The 20,862-nt window shown below is 39.8% G+C and carries 16 protein-coding genes and 2 pseudogenes; 1 reads left to right on the forward strand and 17 read right to left on the reverse strand.

Features of this window, described 5'->3' with window-relative positions:
• Nucleotides 1-3,965 (reverse strand): YSIRK-type signal peptide-containing protein (locus QZ114_RS05615; RefSeq protein ID WP_295500748.1); only part of this gene is annotated, 3,965 nt, incomplete at its 3' end.
• Nucleotides 3,966-4,499: 534 nt separating this feature from the next.
• Here QZ114_RS05615 and QZ114_RS05620 point away from each other — a divergent pair.
• Nucleotides 4,500-4,985, forward strand: coding sequence for an SP_0198 family lipoprotein (locus tag QZ114_RS05620; protein WP_295500750.1), 486 nt, complete (start codon nt 4,500-4,502; stop codon nt 4,983-4,985).
• Between the two features lie 251 nt (nt 4,986-5,236).
• On the opposite strand, the pseudogene QZ114_RS05625 reads toward QZ114_RS05620, so the two are convergent.
• The 16 genes and pseudogenes from QZ114_RS05625 to QZ114_RS05700 form a co-directional block, all read right to left on the reverse strand.
• Nucleotides 5,237-5,404, reverse strand: a pseudogene (locus QZ114_RS05625) (transposase); the annotation flags it as partial.
• A gap of 66 nt (nt 5,405-5,470) precedes the next feature.
• Complete coding sequence (locus QZ114_RS05630; RefSeq protein WP_295500753.1) at nt 5,471-5,818, reverse strand: type II toxin-antitoxin system RelE/ParE family toxin; 348 nt, start codon at nt 5,816-5,818, stop codon at nt 5,471-5,473.
• A complete protein-coding gene (locus QZ114_RS05635) occupies nt 5,808-6,095 on the reverse strand; it encodes a type II toxin-antitoxin system RelB/DinJ family antitoxin (RefSeq protein ID WP_295500754.1) in 288 nt (95 codons plus the stop codon). Before QZ114_RS05635 ends, QZ114_RS05630 begins: the two co-directional genes overlap by 11 nt.
• Before the next feature lie 174 nt (nt 6,096-6,269).
• On the reverse strand, nt 6,270-6,881 hold the full coding sequence (rpsD, locus tag QZ114_RS05640; RefSeq protein ID WP_000092756.1) for a 30S ribosomal protein S4: 612 nt from the start codon (nt 6,879-6,881) through the stop codon (nt 6,270-6,272).
• A gap of 145 nt (nt 6,882-7,026) precedes the next feature.
• Nucleotides 7,027-8,127 (reverse strand): cell wall metabolism sensor histidine kinase WalK, encoded by a 1,101-nt coding sequence (locus QZ114_RS05645; RefSeq protein ID WP_295500755.1) that lies wholly within the window; start codon nt 8,125-8,127, stop codon nt 7,027-7,029.
• Nucleotides 8,124-8,822 (reverse strand): response regulator transcription factor, encoded by a 699-nt coding sequence (locus QZ114_RS05650; protein WP_295500756.1) that lies wholly within the window; start codon nt 8,820-8,822, stop codon nt 8,124-8,126. Before QZ114_RS05650 ends, QZ114_RS05645 begins: the two co-directional genes overlap by 4 nt.
• A 122-nt stretch (nt 8,823-8,944) precedes the next feature.
• Entirely contained in the window at nt 8,945-10,612 is a 1,668-nt protein-coding gene (locus QZ114_RS05655; RefSeq protein ID WP_295500757.1) for an SSURE domain-containing protein, read from the reverse strand.
• Nucleotides 10,613-10,735: 123 nt separating this feature from the next.
• Nucleotides 10,736-11,401, reverse strand: coding sequence for a TrkA family potassium uptake protein (locus QZ114_RS05660; protein WP_295500758.1), 666 nt, complete (start codon nt 11,399-11,401; stop codon nt 10,736-10,738).
• A gap of 13 nt (nt 11,402-11,414) precedes the next feature.
• Complete coding sequence (locus QZ114_RS05665) at nt 11,415-12,794, reverse strand: TrkH family potassium uptake protein (RefSeq protein ID WP_295500761.1); 1,380 nt, start codon at nt 12,792-12,794, stop codon at nt 11,415-11,417.
• 33 nt (nt 12,795-12,827) lie between these two features.
• On the reverse strand, nt 12,828-13,592 hold the full coding sequence (locus tag QZ114_RS05670) for a nucleoside phosphorylase (protein ID WP_295500764.1): 765 nt from the start codon (nt 13,590-13,592) through the stop codon (nt 12,828-12,830).
• Nucleotides 13,593-14,133: 541 nt separating this feature from the next.
• Complete coding sequence (locus QZ114_RS05675; protein ID WP_295500767.1) at nt 14,134-15,072, reverse strand: RimK family alpha-L-glutamate ligase; 939 nt, start codon at nt 15,070-15,072, stop codon at nt 14,134-14,136.
• Between the two features lie 14 nt (nt 15,073-15,086).
• The gene (locus QZ114_RS05680) at nt 15,087-16,337 is read right to left on the reverse strand and encodes a dicarboxylate/amino acid:cation symporter (protein WP_295500770.1); all 1,251 of its coding nucleotides are present in this window, start codon (nt 16,335-16,337) and stop codon (nt 15,087-15,089) included.
• 364 nt (nt 16,338-16,701) lie between these two features.
• A pseudogene (locus tag QZ114_RS05685) lies at nt 16,702-17,247 on the reverse strand (sugar O-acetyltransferase).
• A gap of 105 nt (nt 17,248-17,352) precedes the next feature.
• A complete protein-coding gene (locus QZ114_RS05690; RefSeq protein WP_295500772.1) occupies nt 17,353-18,207 on the reverse strand; it encodes a VOC family protein in 855 nt (284 codons plus the stop codon).
• 216 nt (nt 18,208-18,423) lie between these two features.
• Nucleotides 18,424-19,461: an aldose epimerase family protein gene (locus QZ114_RS05695; RefSeq protein ID WP_295500774.1), complete on the reverse strand. Its 1,038-nt coding sequence runs from the start codon at nt 19,459-19,461 to the stop codon at nt 18,424-18,426.
• A gap of 117 nt (nt 19,462-19,578) precedes the next feature.
• The gene (locus tag QZ114_RS05700) at nt 19,579-20,745 is read right to left on the reverse strand and encodes an SIS domain-containing protein (protein ID WP_295500778.1); all 1,167 of its coding nucleotides are present in this window, start codon (nt 20,743-20,745) and stop codon (nt 19,579-19,581) included.
• Nucleotides 20,746-20,862 lie beyond the last annotated feature (117 nt).

Genomic DNA, 20,862 nt, shown 5'->3' on the forward strand with positions numbered 1-20,862 from the left:
CCTGCTTTGGCTTTTTCTAGCGCTGCTTTCTTATCGTTTACTTTCGCTACTGCTGCTGCAACTTGTTCTGGTGTCGCACTTGCATTGTCTAATACTTTTTGCGCTTCTGCAATTTCTGCTGTTGCTGCTTCTTTTGCTTGTGTATACGCTGCTAGACTATCTGCTGTCTTACCTGTTGGAGTTTCTTCTCCTGTTAATCCTTCTAATGCTGTCTTAGCTTGTGTTAAACCGTCTTTATTAGCTGGATCTTTTAGCGTTGCTGCTGCTTCTGCTAGTTTAGCTTTAATCGCATTTACTTTTTCTTGGGCTTTCAATGCTTCTACTTCGCTCGCATTAGCTCCTTTGTCTGCTACTTCTTTGGCTGCTTGTTTGGCTGCTTCTAGTTCAGCTGATAATTGACCAAACTTCGCATTGTATGCTTCAACACTTTCTGGTGTTTTACCTTCTGTATCTGCTTTCTTCAATGCTGCTGCATCTGTTGCTAATGTTTGTTTTTGCGCTTCTGTTGCTGCTGTTACTAACCCTGCTTTGGCTTTTTCTAGCGCTGCTTTCTTATCGTTTACTTTCGCTACTGCTGCTGCAACTTGTTCTGGTGTCGCGTTTGGATTCGCAATTAGTGTTTCTGCATCTGTAACTGCTTGATCTGCCTGTGCTTTTGCTGCATCATATGCATCTTTTGTAGATGTTGTTTTTCCATCTGTTACGTTTGCTACACCTGCTAATGCTTTTAATTCGTCTTTAGCTGTGGCTAGGTCGCCAGTATTCGCTTTGTCTTTTAGTAATGCATTTGCTTTTGCTAATTCAACTTTTAATTCTTCTACTTTTGCGATTGCTTCTGCTGCTTCTGCTTTTGTCGCATTATTTTGTCCTGCTTTTGTTACTAAGTCTGCTGCTTTGGCTTTCGCTTCTGTTAATTGTGTTTGAATCGCATCTACTGCATTTTTGTATGCTGCAATACTTGCTGGAGTTTTTGTTGTTTCGAATGTACTTGCTTCTGCTGGTGTTAATGCTGCTTCTGCTCCTTCTAACGCTGCTTTTTGCTCGTCTGTTGCTTTGTCTACTAACACCGCTTTAGCTGCTTCTAGTTTTGCTTGTACTGCATCTACTGCTTCTTGCGCTTTTAATGCTGCGTATTCACTTGCATTGTCTCCAGCTGCTTTGACTGCTGTTGCTTTGGCTTTTGCTTCTTCTAACCCTGCTGTTAAATTATTGTATGTTGTTTCATACGCATTAATACTGTCTTGAGTTTTTCCTGCTGTATCTGCTTTTACTAGTTTTGCTGCATCTGCTTCTAATTTTGCTTTTTGAGCATCTGTCGCTGCGGGCACTAAGTTCTTTTTAGCTGCCTCTAACTCTGCTTTCTTAACTTTGATATCAGCTAAAGCATTTGCTACATCTTCTACTGTTGAATTTTCACTAGCAATTACAGCTGCTGCATCTTCTACTGCTTTATCTGCAGCAGTTTTTGCAATAGCATAAGCATCTTGACTATCTTTTGTTTTTCCAGCAGTTACATTGTCATTTGTTTGTTGAGTAATATAATCACTTAAAGCATTCTTAGCTTTTTCTAATTCAACTGTATTTCCTTTTTCTTTCAATAAGGCAGCAGCTTTTTCTAATTCAGCTTTGATTTTATCAACTTCAATTTGAGCATCAGTAGCTTCTACTTTACCTGCATTTACTGTTTTATCTAATACTGCTTTAGCCTGAGCTTTTGCAGCTGTTAATTCTGCTTCCAATTCTTTATATTTAGCATTGTACTCTGCAATACTCTTCGGCGTCTTGTTTGTCTTATCTGCTTCTTTTAGCGCATCTGAATCATTTTGTAGTTTTGTTTTTTGAGCTTCTGTTGCTGCAACTACTAGAAGTGCTCTTGCTGCTTTTAATTCAGCTCTTTTAGCTTTCACGTCTGCTACTGCTTGAGCAACTTGATCAACAGTTGCATGGTCATCATCGATGACCAATTTAGCTTTTCTAGCTTCTTCTTCTGCGGCATTTTTAGCTATATTATATTCTGAAACAGTTTCAGGTGTTTTACCTGGAGTTGGATCGTCATCTACTAGTTGTTCTAGTTTTCCTGTTGATGTTGTCAAAGCCGATTTATCAACTTTTAACGCCTCTTGTGCTTCTAAAGTATCTGTTAATATTTTTTTATACGCATCCGTTGGTTGTAGCGTACCATCTAACAAAGCTTTTATAGCATCTAATTGGTCTTGATATGCTTTTTGTGATTCAGGAGTTTTACCTCTCTTATCTGCATCTCGTGTGTCAAGTAATTTATTATAAACTCTTTCCAAAAGTGTTCTAGCAACTCTATTCGTATCCTGTGTAATAGTAAATCCAAGCCCTGAAACAGGTAATGCATATTGAGACCATGTAGTTTGATATCCCATTCCTAGTCTAGAATTATCTGAAGCACTAATTCGTACAGTATATTCTACAGCCCCTTTAGGTAATTCTATATTTTTACTAGTAAAACTACCTGTTCTATTCACTTGACGATTTTTGTATGTCGCTAACTGTTGGTTAAGACTACTTATTGTTGGTTCTGGTGGTCTTCCGACAGTAAACCTAATGCTATCATTAGCATCAACTTTTGCAACTACCATATTTGCATTATTTATAGATTGATCAGGACGAAAACTTTGATTATAGATAGATTGCGTATGTCCGTCTTCAAATCTTGCAATTACTTCAACTTTATATCCAGCTTTAAAACCGTCAATATCTCCTGTAAATCCTGTTTTAAAAGAAATATTTACCCCTGTTCCTGTTGATGAAGAATAGGCTTTATAAGTTTTTTCTATTCCATTGAACCCTTTTAGCCCTTTAGCTATTTGACGACCTTCTCCTATATCTTTAAATGGTTGTCCATCAAAGGTTTCTTCACTTTTTGTTGCATTTGTTCTAACTTTAGAAAGAAATAGTGCATATTCATGAGAGCGATCAAAAGAATTTTCTTCGACATGTGCTGTATATTCATATGCTGTTCTCGTAACATTCACTGTCTCAATAGGGTATACTCCCGCTTCAGTTTTACGTGCAATAGCAAATTTTCCTTTTTTGCCATCTGCTGAAACTGCTGACCAACCACCAAATTCATCAATTTCTTTTACTTCACCAGCCTGTACATTTTTAAGACGTCCCACTTCATCAATAGAAGCTAATTTAGTTTCATTGCTTATAGAAGAGTCCAATCCCTTTAAACTATTAGCTAATTCAGCAACACTCGCACTATCTCCTGGCAATGTATACGTTTGGTTCGCAGATGGATCTGTATCCGTTGTAGCCCCATCCGTACGGAATGGATTACTTCTATTCAATGCTTTTCCATGACGTTTATCTCTGGCACCTGAGTTTGCGATTGAGTTGGAGTCTGAAGATTTCTCAGTATTTGTCGCTTGAAGACCTACAGTTGGTTTTCCATTTGTCGTATCGCCTGCTGGTGGTTGTTTTTCATCTTTTGGTTTTGTTTTTAGCTGTGTAGTTGCTGTAACCAATCTACTATGAGCTTGTGTGAGTTCACCTTCTGTTGTAGCAGCATTCACAGTTGCTTTTGCTTCTTCTAAGACAGTTTTTAATCGATTTACACTGTCTTCTGTTTTCTCATCATAAGCACCTGAGGAAATTTTTCCATCGATTTCTTCAATTAATTTTGCTAAGGCTTGCTTTTTAGGATTTGAATCTAAGATAGGTGAAACAACCGTGCCTGATCCTGAGTTGTTCTTGTCTTCTTCTGGAGGCATGCTAGATGGGCTGAGTTCTTCAGACTTAGCTGTTGGTACAGATCCTAAATCTTGATCAACATTATTGGCAAGCACTGTGTTTGAACTTGCTTCCATGGCTTGCACTTCTGTCACTGAGTTGACCGCAAAAAAGACTGATCCTAATAAGACTGATGCCGCACCAATCGAAAACTTACGAATTGAAAAACGCTGGCGTTCATTGAATTTAAATTGTTTCATGTTTTCTACCTTTCTTTCATTTCTGCAACTATCCTAAACCGTACTGATAAAAATTGACTTAGAATGTTATCCAGAAAAAGAGCTCCCTAAAAAGAAGCTTACCAATTTTATTAATAATCCATTATATCAAATTTTTAATAAAGATACAAGATTATCTTCGGAAAATCACATAGTTTAATATATATATATGCAAACCCTTATTCCATAGGGTTTATAAGGGATTTTTTATCGATTACAGTAATTAAACTTATTTTAGAATATTTACATTTTGATGACATTTAAACTAACCCTATATTCTATTGAATAAAGAATTGTATCCAAACAAATATCTAGACAAAAAACATCTAAGAATTTGTAAGCAAAATAGGCATTATTCTTCTTATTTTCTAACGGATAACATGGTAATGATGGTCCTCACAAAGTATGATTAAGCATATAAATTGACTTCTATATTTTTACTGGTATACTATAAGTAAAGGCCACTCGTTAAGCATAATTTTAAAAATTTTGGAATAAAGGAAGGAATTCAAAAATATGAAATCAAAAACAATTGCACTTTCTATTGCTACATTAGCAGGTCTTACTCTATTAGCAGCTTGTGCTCCTGCAGCGCAACCACAGCAACAAAACCAACAACCTGCTCAACAAACACAACAATCTAAGCAAAACCAACAGTCTGACCAGCAAAATCAGCAATCTAACCAACAAAACGCTAATGCTAGCAACAACCAAGCCGCACCAGCTCAAAATACTCCAGTAGCTCAACCTGAAAACATCGATGGAACCTATAAAGGACAAGATGAGCGTGATCAAATTACTTTGACAGTTACTGGTAAAACAGGAACATGGACAAAATTAGAATCTGATGGTGACCAAGAAGTGAAACAAGTCACTTTTGACCCCGCAAACCAACGCATGATTATTGGTGATGATGTACAAATCTACACTGTTAACGGAAATCAAATTACCATTGACGATACTGACTTTGACCCATCTGATCGAATTGTTTTGTCTAAATAAGTATTAAAAAGAGACTTAAGAAATTAAGTCTCTTTCTTATTCTCTACTTTACTAGACACATAAAGCTATCCCAATAATAGAATCATAATCTCATTTGGGAATTCCACTATTAAAAAGAGCCTGGGACAAAAAGATTTTGATTTTGGGAATTCTACTATCAAAAATCCCCTGCATATCTACATTGCAGGAGACTTGTGTGTTATTCTTGTACTTCTTTCTGGGCGGCCTTTCCTTGGACTAGAAGGGCTTGGACGATTTTTTCCTTTTTTGACGAACTCTATTCCGTAACGTTCAATCAATTTAATCATGTACCTAAGATTAGAATTGTTTATCCCAAATTTATTTGAAAGCTTCTCTAAACTATATCCTTGTTTTCTAAGTTCATAGATCTGAACTTTATCATCATAAGTTAATTTCATAATAAAAACACCTCAAAAGTTAGATTTTTTCTGTCTAACTTTTGGGGTACAGTTCACCTATAGGCGCTATTTTTTCTTGAACAAGCGGATGTAGTCCTGTTTGCTATGAATCATATCTGATACAAAGACAGCTTTTCTTTCCTCTAAAATATGATAGAAGGCTAGGTAATCGCCTAAAATGATGCAGCGAGTTTTGTGGGGTGGGTATATAATACATCCTACTCTTTCGTCAGCATCAAATCCTGCTTCTGGGAAGACTTCAAGACGCTCCAAACCATAAAGAATATTCTTAACTGTGTTTGCTCCTGCCTGTTCTGAAAAGTAGTTATCTGAGATATAATCTTTAATACCTCTTAGCTGTTCTTGTACCGTTTCTGAGATAATCAGGCTATATGAGTTCTCGTTAAATTCCAAGGTTAGCCCTCACTTCATCAAGGCTGTAAGTTCTTCCATGTTCTAAATCGTCAAAGCTACGGGCAATTTCAGCACGCAACCCTGACAGAAGTTCTTCTCTTTCTTTATCTACTTGAGTTTCAAATGGCAAGGCTTTATTTTCTACAATGTGTTCTAAAAACAAGTTAAAACTGGCTGTCATATCAAGATTTTGCGCTGTGATAATAGCTCTAGCCTTCTCTAACAAGTCTCTGTTAGTCTTAAAGTTTACCTGTGTGTTTTTTTCTAAAACATCCATAGTAGTACCTCCTTTTAGACCATTATATCACTTTAAACTATACAGGTCTAGTCGCGTATAGATATTTATAGCTATATGCTTAAAAGCTATTGTAAAATGTAAAAAAGCACTAAGGGAAAAGGCCCCAAAGTGCTTAATATCAAGGCTCTAAAGCCTATCTGATTCAATAAAATATTACAACATCTTGTTGTAGAATTCAACGACAAGTGCTTCGTTGATTTCTGGGTTGATTTCGTCGCGTTCTGGCAAGCGAGTCAATGAACCTTCCAATTTTTCAGCGTCGAATGATACGAATGCTGGACGTCCAAGAGTAGCTTCTACTGCTTCAAGGATAGCTGGAACTTTCAATGATTTTTCACGAACTGAGATCACTTGACCTGGAGTTACGCGGTATGATGGGATATCAACACGTTTTCCGTCAACAAGGATGTGACCGTGGTTTACGAATTGACGAGCTTGACGACGAGTAGTCGCAAGACCAAGACGGTAAACAACGTTATCCAAACGGCGTTCCAAAAGAAGCATGAAGTTGAAACCTAGGATTCCACCTTTGATTTTTGTAGCTTGTACGAACAAGTTACGGAATTGTTTTTCACCTACACCGTAAGTGAAACGAAGTTTTTGTTTTTCAGCCAATTGCAAACCGTATTCTGACAATTTAGAACGGTTGTTTGGTCCGTGTTGTCCTGGTACGTAGTTACGACGTGCCAATTCTTTACCTGTACCTGTAAGTGAAAGGCCAAGGCGACGAGCTTGTTTCCAAGATGGTCCTGTATAACGTGACATGTGAATGTCCTCCTGATATAAATAATATTCGGTGGAAATAGTCACTTAGAAAGCCCTGATTCGTGCAGATGCCCTTCGCCTAAACAGCCAAGGTTACTTATCACAAGACACCTGTTGACGAGCTTCATGCTTTCCTGCTGATATTTCACACAAAATCCATTTTACCATGAATGGCTAGATTTGTAAAGGGGTTTAAAGCTTTATTTTCACTACCAGAGAGGTTAAGAAGGAGGGTAAAGGTGCTTCCGAGGCCGTACTGGCTTGTAACTGTGATTTCCCCACCCAATTGATGGGCCAATTCACGCGCGATCGCAAGCCCTAAGCCATGACCACCTGTTTTCATGTTACGCGAAGTTTCAACACGATAAAGGCGTTTGAAAATATTCTCCAAATCCTCTGGGGCAATGCCCTGCCCCTCATCGGTCACACTGATTGAAAGCTGGTTCTTCTCCAGCTTAGCCACCACTTCCAGCTTGGTTCCTGGATCAGAGTATTTAAAAGCGTTATTGATCAGATTCACCAAGATACGAGAAAGTTTGGCATAATCTCCCTCAATCCTAGCAGACTCTGGGATTACCTGCAAATGGACATCTCGCTCCTCCTGCTCAATCAAGAACTGAAATTCACTCATGCACTCAATCAAGAGCTGATCCAGAAAAATGCTGTCTTTGCTGGTCATTTCCATCTGATTTCTAGCTGTATTTAAGGTCAAAAAATTCAATTCCTCAACCAGTTTATTGAGTCTTTCCGTCTGGCGCCCAATGGTTGCTAGATAATGGTCCTGTTCTCCTTCCTTGATAACCCCATCCAAAATCCCTTCTACCGTCGCTTGGATTGAAGTGATGGGGGTCTTGATATCATGCGACAGCTGGGCAATCATCAAGCCCTTTTCTCGTTCGCTTTCTTCCAAGGAATCAAAGGTCGCCTGCAAATCATGGGACATTTCATTGAAAGCTTGGCCTAATTGCTGAAATTCTACAGGGCCTTGAACCTCCAGATTTGATGGAAAGTCCTTGTCCGCTACCCGCTTAGCATGTTCCTTGAGTTTTCCCAATGAAGTAAAGACCGGTGATAAAAGAAAGAGACTAATCCCAGCACCGACAAAACTAGCTACGAGGGTCATACCCACTAGAAAATAAATTTCTCTTTCTTCAATTAGCATTCGCTGAATGGCCCAAAAGACCACGATAATCGTTAGAAGTGTTGAAATGACATACCCCACCAAGATATAACTTTTTAATTTCATTGACTACCTCGTGCTTTCTCAATTTTGTAGCCCAAGCCCCAAACGGTTTTGATGGTGGGTGTTTCTGCACTAGCATATTTAGCCAACTCCTGTCGCAGAGCATGAATATGAACATTCAAGGTATTAGTATCATCCACATAGTCTTCCTGCCAGACCTTTTCATAGAGATCTGTCTTAGAGAAAACTCGCTCTGGATTACTGGCTAAAAGCCATAGAAGTTCGAAGGATTTAACTGTCAAATCAAGCGTCACATCTCCTACTTGGACCTCATGACTACCGTGATTCATCCGTAAATCCCCGAGACTGACGACTTCTGTCTCACCTCCACGATGAAGGCGACGCAAAATATTGTGGACACGCAAAACCAGCTCACGAGGGCTAAAGGGCTTGGCAATAAAGTCATCTGCCCCTAAGCTCAGGCCATAAATCTTGTCCTGCTCGCTAGTCTTAGCCGTGATAAAGAGAAAAGGCTGATCTGGAGATTGATACTGAACCTCACTAATCAAATCATAACCATCCATCCGAGGCATCATGATATCTGTAATAATCAAATCAATCGGTTTTCTCTTGAAGATTTCTAAGGCCTCTACTCCATCATGGGCCACCAAAACCTGATATCCTGCCTGAACCAGATAACGTTGATGAATATCTGTGATTTCTACCTCGTCGTCAACGAGTAAAATTGTCTTTCCCATCTGTCTCTCCTTTGAAAAAACAGTGCTATACCACAATAGTATAACACTATTTTTATCTCTTTACGAACATTCTAAACGATATCTGGATTTTTCATATCCTAGATAGAAAGTCTGTAGCTAGACTAGTCATTTTCCTCTTTTTTAGCTTTCAAGCCGAGTCCACCTAGCAGTCCAGCCAAGGCTAATCCAAAGAATCCAAGAGTAGCCATTGAGGTTTGGGCTTCACCAGTATATGGAAGCATGTCTTTTTGTTCTTTCATGTGAGCAGCCATCATTGGACTTGACACCTTGTTAGTAGATGCCATCTTGCCTTCATCAGGCATTTTACTTGAGGTTACCATAGGCTGGCTGGTATTCATGGTTTTGTCCTGCTCTTTGTTAGTCATCATCTTATCTTGGCTAGCAGCTGGCATTTGAGATTTCATCTCATTGAGGGACTTATACCCATTCAAGTTCACTGTCAATTCTTTAGTCGCTACTAGATTGCTCAAGTCTGCCTTGCCGTCTTTCGCACCGTACACCTTGATGGTAGCTTTATAGCTTTGTGTACCATTTTGTTTCAAGAGTTCAAGCAAATCTTTATCAGATTTACCTTGGGTACCTGCTAAATCTACTTCATAGAAGTAAAGGCCTTTGCCCAATTTCTCTACTGGTGGAAGAGCAGGATTTTTGGCCGAACCATTGTCTGACCATGGAGCCTTGTCGGATGCTTTCAAGATAAGGCGAGTTAACATACCATCACCAGCGAAGAATTCATATGGAATGACTTGGTTGACACCAGCTGTGAATGGACCTGGGAAGTTGGCTTTGTCTAGGTAAGTTGCTGGGACATCTACTGTATCTTTAGTATTGTCAGCCACACCTTTTTGGACTTCATCTGGAGTAGTTAAGCCATTCAAGTTGACATCCAAATTTTTAGTCGCTACAAGGTTGCTCAAATCGGCCTTGCCATCTTTGGCACCGTACACCTTGATAGTAGCTTTATAGCTTTGAGTGCCGTTTTGTTTCAAGAGGTCTAGAAGCTCTTTATCTGATTTTCCTTGAGTACCTGCCAAGTCCACTTCATAGAAGTAGAGGCCTTTACCTAATTTCTCTACTGGTGGAAGAGCAGGATTTTTGGCCGAACCATTGTCTGACCATGGAGCCTTGTCGGATGCTTTCAAGATAAGGCGAGTTAACATACCGTCACCAGCGAAGAATTCATATGGAATAACTTGGTTGACACCAGCTGTGAACGGACCTGGGAAATTAGCTTTGTCCAAGTATGTAGCTGGGACGTCTACTGTATCTTTAGTATTGTCAGCCACGCCTTTTTGCACTTCAGCTGGAGTGGTGGCTGGTTGCGCTTCATTTGCTTCACGGTCTTGTCCAGAAACTGTAGATGCAGGGCTTTCTACAGGTTTAACCGCATCTTCTGCTTGTTTCTTATATTCTGGTTTTGCTTGCACTTCTTCTTTTGGTGCTACTACTGATTCTTTAGCACCTGCATCTGCTTTTTCTGGAGAGCTTGCAGTATCCAAGCTTGCTTTAGGTGTTGAGTCTGCCTGTTCTGAAGGAAGAGCTGTATCGACTGCTTCTTTGAGAAGTTCTGCTGGCAAGTCACTCTTTTCACTCACCGAAGTAGCATCTGGCACAACTTGAGCAGGGGTCGGATTGACCACATCAGCACGTACAGAACTTGGCTGACCAACTAGGACAAAGAAGCCACTGGCCACAACAACTGAGGCAACACCGACACTAAGACGGCGGATAGACCAACGAGTATATCTTTGATTTGGATTGAATTTCATAGGATTCTCCTTAGAGTTTTTCTTTATTTGATGACTCTAGTATAATCTCCTAAAATTAAAAAGGATTAAGAAAAAGTTAAAATTTTTCTTAAATCCCTCTTATAAAATACTTATATTAATTTTCTACGAATTTAATTCCGCCAAGTCATCTAGATACTGGTTGTTAATGACCGCCAAGATATAGGCATCTGCCTTCAAGAGGTCATTAGGTCCAAACTGGACATCCAGCGGTGAATTTTCTTGTTCACGAAATCCTAGGACATTGAGGTTATACTTGCCGCGTAAATCTAGCTGACTCAAACTTTGACCAACCCAAGCACTCGGTATCTTCATCTCTACAACAGAAACATTTTTATCTAATTGAAGGACATCGACGCAATTATGAAACAAAATATTCTGTGCGAGAGACTGTCCCATTTCATACTCAGGTGAGATGACCACATCTGCACCGATTTTTTCCAAGACCTTTTTGGCTGTATGACTTTTGACCTTAGCAATAACAGTCGGTACTCCCAAACTCTTACAGTGCATGACTGCAAGAACACTGGACTCTAGACTTTCTCCCGTCGCAACGACAACCGTATCACAGGTATCAATCCCCGCAGTTCTGAGGAGTTCCTCATCTGTAATATCGCCCACAACTCCACGCGCCAAAACTGGCTCAAATTGATTGATATGCTCTTCGTGGTCATCAATGGCAATAATATTCATATCTTGTTTGGCGAGCGCTGTCAGGACACTGGTCCCAAAAATTCCCAAACCTAATATTCCAATCGTACGATCTGACATCGTTCTTCCTTTCTTATCCAATGCTAATATCTGCTTTCATATACTGAATCAAATCTTTCTTATCAGGCTGGTAATCCGCTAGACTAACCAGCAAGGTCAAGGGACCGATACGGCCAATAAACATGAGCACCATGACAATGCTGAGAGCTAGTTTGCCCAATTCTGGCGTCAGATTTGCCGTTACCCCAACTGTCGCAAGAGCTGAAATGGTCTCAAACATGAGGTAGATAAATCGCGGTGTTCCTTCTGCCGTAATTCCCAACAACATCAAGCCCAACAAGAAGGTCATCAAAAAGATAATGAAGACACTAAAGGATTTTTGGACTGTTCGAGCCTCAATGGTTCTCTGCGCAACATTGGCATGAGGTAAGCCCAGCAATTCACTACGCGCAAAAACCAACAAGACAAAGAAAGTCGTAATCTTGAGCCCCCCAGCCGTCCCTCCAGGCGCTCCTCCGAGAAACATCTGTAGGATATAGATAAACAAGGTCACAGGTCGAGCTTGGGTGTAGTCAATAGAAGCAAAGCCAGCCGTTCTCATGCTGACAGTTTGGAAAAAACTGACCAGCACTTTCTCTGGAACGCTGAGATTGCCAATGGTTCCTGGATTGTACCACTCCGTAAAGAGTGTGGATACTGTCCCAAACAGCAAAATCCCTGCAGTCAAGAAGAGGACTAGTTTGGTGTGGAAACGCAGACGGCGTTTTTTCTTCTTGTCAAACTGGGTTGCCAAGTCAAACCAGACCATAAAGCCTAGACCACCAGTGATAATCAAGCCAGCAATGACCAGATTGATCAAGGGATCCGTCTGAAAAGCCACTAAACTGCTACTACCAAAATTATCAAAACCAGCATTACAAAAGGCTGAAATGGCTAAGAAAATAGAGGTAAAAATGCCCCGTCCCCAGCCGAACTCAGGAATAAAACGGAAACTTAGCAGGAAGGCACCCAAGCCCTCCACCAGAAAAGTCGTCAAAAAGATGGACCGCATAAAGGCCTTCAGCGACCGAGTCTCCCCGTAACTAAAACTCTCCTGAATGGTTTCACGACTGCGAAGACTGAGCTTTTGCTTTCCCTGAATATAAAAGACCCCGATAAAAGTCATGAGCCCCAGACCACCAATCTGTATCAAGAGCATACAAATCAACTGCCCCCAGACATTATAGGTCGTAGCCACTGGTTGCGTAAAAAGGCCAGTCACACAGACCATGGACACCGTCGTAAAAAGATGGTCAAAATAAGTAGCCTGCGAACCACTCGCCTGAACAAAAGGTAAGCTCAAAAGGAGAGAACCTATAAAAATAACTCCAGCGAAACTTAAAAAGATGCGACGAGCTGGTGAAAGTCCACCCAAGACCCTTTCAATTTTTTTCACAAATAATTTGAATAACATACATCCATTGTACCATAAAAAGAAGAGGAGTAGCTAGATCTGAAAGGCAATCTCAAGGCAGAGTTCCAAGGCCTTCTCGAAAGCTTCTGAACCCCAGTCACGACTATCGTACTGGTCCAAGTCTGCTAAGGAATCAGCTGTGAACAACAACTCTCCCCAGACAACCCCACGCAGTTGGGCTACTGCCGCAAGCGCAGAACACTCCATCTCTACAACAGCACAGCCTTCTTCCTTACGATAAACCACCTTTTCAGCCGTTTCTCGGTAAAAACCGTCTGTCGTCCAGGTCACGACTTCTTCATAAGGAATCCCTCTGTCTTCCAAAACTTGCTCAATAGCAGCAATAGCCTCTGCCTGCATTTCCATATAACGAGAAGGTGCCACATAGTGATAACTAGCTCCTTCATCTCGCAGAGCCCGAACAGGGACTAGAAAGGCATTTTCCTCTATATCAGCTAAGACTCCACAGGTACCTGTTGAAATCATCTGCTCCACACCATAGCCAATCAACCAATCCATAAACTGGGCCGCTGGAGCGGAGCCGACAGGCGCTTGAGCCAGACAAATCTTCTCACCCTTGTAGTTGATGACGTAGACTGGATAGGTCTTGGTGGCAGAAATGAATTCGCCGACACATTCTGCCCCTACTTCCCTGGCATAGCGGTCAATCTCCTCACCTAAAAAAGCATAGACACACTTCTTTGGCAAGTGCAAATCCATCCCCTCGTGATTGGGCATGATGACTGCCTGAGGATTGTTATCAAACTCTAAAATAGGAATCGCATGTTTCTGAATCATAGCCCACCTCCTCTGATTTTGTACTATTGTATCAAAAGATGACAAAGTGTCAAGGAGGAGGCTGAGGAACTGAGGAGAAAAACAATACAATCGCAACATTTTTAACATAGACTCTTTTTAATGGTACAATGGACTTGCTTAAAAGTTCGATGAAATAAGCATATAAGAAAACACCACCGGTTGCCGCTAGTGGTGTTTTTTTGCGCTTGTTCAAGGCACTCAGGCTATTTCTTTTTCTTGTCGCATTTGCTTGCTACAAATCGGATAAGCCACTCTGATAAGATATTCGCTAGTATACCAGAAGGAAAACTACTCAATACCCTCTTTAATTTCAAGAAATTTAAGTAAACAAAAACAAGTGACTTAACAATCTAGCCTTGAGAGCTACGATTATAAAATCACTCGTAAACTATTAATCTATAATCGATATAAAAAATATACTAGTAATTGCCTATAATTGCTGCCTTGAAAGAAAAGTATTTGTGTCTTACTCTATCTGGAAGTTATTATCAAATTTTTAAGAGATCCACTTTCAAGATAATCATTCACTATAAAGAGCTTCTAACTCCCTCTTTAAATATTCAGCCAGATGTTGATGAGCAAAGATGTCAGCATTCTGTTCCGCTATAGGATTATAGTTTGTATTGGTATTTACATCATACACATAAATATCTCCGCTTTCTGATTGAACCCATTCTATAGCTGCCACATCAATATGAGCATTTTTAAGGAAGGCTTCATAAGCTTCTTTTTGAGATTCTAGTAGAGGTTCTGTAATTTGGAATTTTTCAGAAGTTTCCAGTTGTTCTGGCCTCTTACCGATTTGACAACCATCTGCTGGACAAAGTTGGAAACCATCTGAAGAATCAATTGAAACAGTATAAAGAAACTTCTGATTGATAAACTCTGAACGACGGATACGACCATCACTTGGTTTGATGTAGGCTTGTAATAAGGTAATCCCGTCCACTGAAGGTTCAAAGAGGGGACTATTAACATAAGCTTCAAGTTCCTCTTCATTTTGAAAAAGTTGAACTCCTAATCCTTTTCCTGCTCTATTATGCTTGGTAATCAAAGGATAGATATTCAATTTTCTTGCTGCTTCAATAATATTTTCCGATCCCAAAACAGCAACTGTCGCTGGAGTCTCAATACCAGATTCATTTAATTTCAAATATTGTTTCACTTTACTGATTTCTAGGTTGATAGCTCCAGTTCCATTAACTACTTTACGTCCATGAGCCTCTAGCCAAGTAAGCACCTGCTCCGTAAACTCTGGTGCATAGCGATGCCCTCTCGTATGAGAAGATGCGGACATCCTATTGTAAAAAACTCCTTGTGGAGGAGGACTTTGAAGATCTAATATCCCACTCGATAGGTCCCATAATTCATAAGGTACTTGTATTTTTTCTAACCATTTTACTAAATGCTGTGTCCATTCAATATTTTCATGAATCACATAAACTTTTGCGTTACTCATAACTCATATCTCCTTTAAGAAAAATTAACTGACAATTGATGTTGCTTATCTTCTTCTAAACTATAACCTTCTGTTTTTTCAATGACACTGACTGTTAAGATTTGACCCAAAACATTAATCATTGTACGGCCAGCATTCACAAAGAAATCAACTGCAAAAATCAAGGCTACTCCTTCTACTGGCAATCCAAGCTGGGGTGCTGCAGCCAACAAAACTACGATAGCTCCTGATGGGACAGTAGCTGCAGTTTTCCCAATCAAGGTCAAAAGTAAAACTGTAAAAAAGAGACTTGATAATGAAAATTGGATACCGTAGGCATGTGCGATAAAAATAGTAGCTACTGAAAAATAGACAGCTGCTCCTTCTAGATTAAAGGTATATCCTAAAGGGACAACCAAATCAATCGTATTCTTATCATGTCCCTGTTTTTTTAAATCCTTTAATAAGGACGGCAACACTACACTCGAACTACCTGAAATAAATGCTAGAGTCAAAAGGCTCCAATTTTCACGAAAAGCAGTCAAATATGGAACTTTAAAGATAGAGGCGATTAGAGGGAAAATAACTAAAATGAGAACTGCATAAGCCAAATAAGTTCCGACAACAAATTGACCAAGTCCAACTAACTTATCAATTCCTGTACTAGCGACATCTTTTGCAATAAAGCCAAAGATTCCGATAGGAGATAATTTTACAATAACAGTTACAATTTTATAAATAGCTTCAATCCAAATCTGGAAACCTTCAAGAATTTTTTTGCTTTTATCACTCTTCAAGCTACCAATTCCATAACCAAGAAAAATAGCAAAAACAATAATTGGAAGAAGAGATCCTTCTGAAATTGACTTCACAATATTTGAAGGAATAAAACCAAGTAAAAACTCACTCAATTGGACATTATTAACTATCCCATCGATATTACCACCAGTTTGGCCAATATTCACACCTTGACCAAATCCCAAATAATAACTAGAAAATACAAATAATAAAGTAATCACAGTTGTAACAGCAAAAAAGTAGAGTAAGGTCTTCGTTAAAATTTTACCAAACGATTTTTTTCCAATAACACTAGCCACTGCAACTACTATAATTGGAAATATCAGTGGAATAATGACCATGTTCACCAATTTGATAAACGCTTGTCCTAGAAATTGATAAAAACCTGCAAATTGTGGCCAGATTACTGCAAAAATAACACCTAAAATCAAAGCTAGCAATAATTGCAAACCGAGTGAAAGTTTTGACCATAAATTAACTAATTTCATAAAATAACCCCTTTGCTTTTATTTGCTAAATATTCTACTACGAATCTTCCATCTTGACTAATATATATTTTCTATTATGAGCATAAAAAAGATTTATAACAATATCTCAAAGTGAATTCATATCTCTTTCGCTATCCATTATAAATTTTTTATGTTAGAAAAATACCACCATCTAAACTACTCAACAGGATGGAGCAATTCCATAATGATCAAGAAGAGTGACTTCACTATAAGAAGTCTGATAAAACTCAATTTCAGAAGAAAATGGAATAAATCTTCCCACAATAAAACGCATCATATCAACGTTTTGTAACACTGGATATGATGCATTTTTCTTATCTTAAAAACTTTTTTACCAATCTCTTTATTTCACAGGTATCTCCTTAATCACGCGCGCGGGATTGCCACCTAGAACAACATTGTCTCCAAAGGACTTGGTGATCACGGCTCCGGCCGCTACGTTATTACCCAGCGTCAAACCAGGAAGAACAATAACACCACCACCTGCCCAGAAATTATCTCCGATGGTAATGAACTTGCCATATTCGACCCCTGAATTGCGTTCATGCGGATCTAGTGGATGGAGGGGAGTCAAGAACTGACAGTTGGGCCGATCATGACATTGTTCCCGATACGAATAGGACAGACATCCAGCATGGTCAAGTTCCAATTAGAATAAAAATTTTCCCCTAGACGGATATTGACTCCATCGTCGGCCACCAGGCGTGGATTGACATAGAAATTTTTACCAGTTGAACCAAGTCTTGATAATCTCCGCCCCTTTCAAGGGGGCTAGCTCATGGTTGAAATCCGCCTGCTTCTGACTTGCTGTCTGAGCCAAGACCCGCAACTCGGAATCAAATGAATGATAGGGTTCTCCTGCAATCATTTTTTGGTATTCACTGGTCATTGTATTCTTCTCTTTATTCCCTACTATCATATCAAAATATTTACATATCTGACTAAATAAGGAGTACTGTCTACAATTTATGCCCTGATTCTCATCACAGCCTGTCTATCTTTCTAAACGAATACGGGTCACGATTCCGTCTGGGTCTGTAATTTCCAGCTGGCTCGATGTCAGCCACTTAACTGGTGCATCAACTTCTTGTGTTCGTTGCGCAATCGTTAGCAGTTCTTCCTTACTCGCAACCTCAATGACATAATAGGCTAAGCCTGGCAAGCCTTGCTTACGCGGAGCTAGGCCTTTTCCTCCCCATTCGTTGACTGCCAAATGATGATGATAGTCTCCAGCTGCAATCCAACTAGCGCTAGGCACACTGAATTTATCCTCTAGTCCTAACACCTTTTGATAAAACTGGCTGGACTTTCGACTATCCTTGACGGAAAGATGAATATGCCCCATTCTCGTACCATCTGCTAGAATAAAGGGCTCTACTCTTTCCCCCAACTCATAGATATCCTGCGCCTCAAGAGCCTCCGTCACTCCGATAATGCGTCCATCTTCTCGAATATCCCATGTGGAAACTGGCTTATCTCGATAGAGCTCGATGCCATTTCCCTCCAAATCTTCCAAGTAAAGGGCCTCGCTGTAACCGTGGTCTGCACCGCCGACAAGAGGAATCTGTAAATCTGCCAAGTGTTTCAAGACATCAGCCAAGGCCTTGCGTGTCGGCAAGAGAATAGCCAGATGGTAAAGACCATAATGCTCCCTTACTTCTCCGCTCTCTTGTGTATGAATCAACTGTACCAAGGCTTTTCCACCCAGGCCCAGAATGGACTCTGTTTCAGTTTGAGATAGGATTTCTAAACCAATAACTTGCTGATAAAAGGCTGTTTGACTTGCCAAATCCTTTACATTTAAAACTGCCTCTGCCAAATAAATGTGGCTCTTGTATTCATAGGTCATAAATAGTCCTCTTTTCTGTTGTAATAATTTTTGTTACAACTATTATATCATTCCCATCAAGAAAGTCAAGTCAGACAACTCAAGATATGCTGAGTAATAACGTCATTTTAGAATAAGATAAAGTAAATCTTTTCATAATAAAACGCATATTATCAAACTTTCAGCACCTGACAATATGCGTTATTTTAATTTTAAAGACTTTTTGACCAGCTGTTTTTACTTAACAACAAGCTCATAACGTGTCTTACTAGTGAAGATTTGACCGGCTTTGAGAATGACTTGGTCTTTAAGGTCACTGTGAATGGCATCTGGTAAAGCTTGCGCTTCAAGGGCAATCCCATTGTGCTGTAGCATTGGCTGACCTCCTATGATGACACTTTCATCCACAAAGTTTGCTGTGTAGACCACAAAGCAAGGAGCCTCTGTCTTGAAAAGCAGGAAGCGTCCTGAGTGCTGATCATAAAGGAATCCAACATTGTCATGACCTTCAGAAAGCGCAAATGGATGGTCTAAACCAGAAACTAGCTGGATTTGCTCATCATCCTCTTCAAATATATCCTTCAACAAGGCACCATTATAGATGTGTTTAACCACATCACGATCAGCATCCGGAGTTTTAGCTGGAACACCATCGGGTGCAATTGGGTAAATGCCTTTTGTATTTAGTTGGAATACATGTCGATCAACCGTCTGCGTGAAATCACCAGACAAGTTAAAATAGCTGTGGTTGGTTGGATTAACCAAGGTATCTTGATCTGTTGTTATTTTATAGCTTACCTCGTAAGCTCCATTTTCTTCTAAGCGATAACTAATCCAGATCTTAAGATTTCCTGGAAATCCACCTGTCCCATCCACTCGTTCTGTATAAAGAGTCAAACCATAGTCACTTACTTCTACAACTTCAAACAAGCTAGAATCCCATCCAGTTGAACCACTGTGATTACAGTTGCTTGCATTGTTAACTTCCAGATGATAGGTTTGACCATCTAGTTCAAAAGTCGCACCAGCAATACGACCTGCTACGGGACCCACACTAGCTCCATGCTTGGGACTGTTTCCCACATAGCTTTTAAAATCATCAAATCCCAAGATAACATTGGCAAAGTTTCCAGACTTATCAGGAGTTACATAACGCAAGATAGTCGCACCATAAGTCATAACCTCTAACTGATAACCTGCATCAGTCTCAAAGCGATAAGCTAGGACATCTTGTTCATCAACTCTTCCAAATACACGCTCTGTATATGCTTTCATTCGTTTCTCCTTCTTTCTAATTCTATTAAGCAAACAAACCATAGAAAGGCTATTCACAATCTATGGTTTACTTGTATGATTTACAAAATCCTTTATCAAGAATTTATAAACACTCCCTTATTTTTGATACTCATGAATGATTACACCTTGTACCACTCGGTTTACTGTACCTGTAGGTGATGGTGTATCTGGTTTATTTTCAACTTTGAGTGAAGTCAATAGGGCAAAGAGTTGAGCGTAAACGATGTATGGGAAGACACGGTAAATATCGTTCAAGACACCGCCACATCCAAGCGCTACTTCTTTTACATTTTCAAGACCAAAGGCTTGGTCACTCAAAAGTACAACACGACGAGCAATCTGATCACCTGCAACTTCACGAACCAAATCCAAATCATACTTACGAGTATAATCTGTCGTTGTACCAAAAACTAAAACGACTGTATCTTCGTTGATCAATGATTTTGGACCGTGACGGAAACCAACAGGGCTTTCATACATAGTTGCAACTTGACCAGCTGTCAATTCTAAAATCTTAAGTTGCGCTTCATGAGAAAGGCCGAAGTAAGGACCCGCACCAAGGTAGATAACACGGTTAAAGTCTAGGTCAACAAGCTCTTTGACATCTTCTGCATTGTCTAGGACTTTACGTGCAAGACTAGATGCAACTTCAAAACGTTCAGATTTCACAGCAAATTCTGTTGGATCAAAGACCAAGAGAGCTGTCAACATCATAGAAGTAAAGCTAGATGTCATGGCAAATCCAGCGTCATTTGAAGCAGCAGGTTGCAAAAGCAAGAGGTTACGTTCATCCCCGTGTGCCTGAAGAGCCAACTTCCCTTCTGCAGCACAAGTAATGGTCACTTGGTATAGCTCATCAACCAAGGCTTTAGCCAAATCAACAGTCGCCACACTTTCAGGCGAATTCCCACTACGAGCAAAAGATACAAGAACCGTCGCTACATCTTTTTTCAAATAAGTTTCTGGATTGGCAACGATATCGGTTGTCGCAATGGCATTGAAATTCCACTTGCGTTCGTCATAAACTTCCTTAAAGTAAGGTACCAAGGTATCTCCTACATAAGCAGACGTCCCAGCACCTGTCAAGATGACCTTGATATAGTCATGTTTAGCAGCAATCCCTTGTAGGAAGGCCGCAATTTCTTCACGTTGTTCTTGATAAGATTCAAAAGCTTCTTTCCATACATCAGGCTGTTGGTAGATTTCACGTGTTGTAATTTCAGCACCCAATTTAAGTAAGTCTTCTTTTGTATAATTTAGCATTGAGTTCCTCTTTTTCTATTAAATATGGGAACGGGAGTAAGCCCCATTCCCATGTATATTCTATATAAGATGCTCTAACGATTTTCACGTTTTCACATGAATTGAATTGAGTTCCAA

Source organism: uncultured Streptococcus sp. (assembly GCF_901875575.1).
GTDB lineage: Bacteria > Bacillota > Bacilli > Lactobacillales > Streptococcaceae > Streptococcus.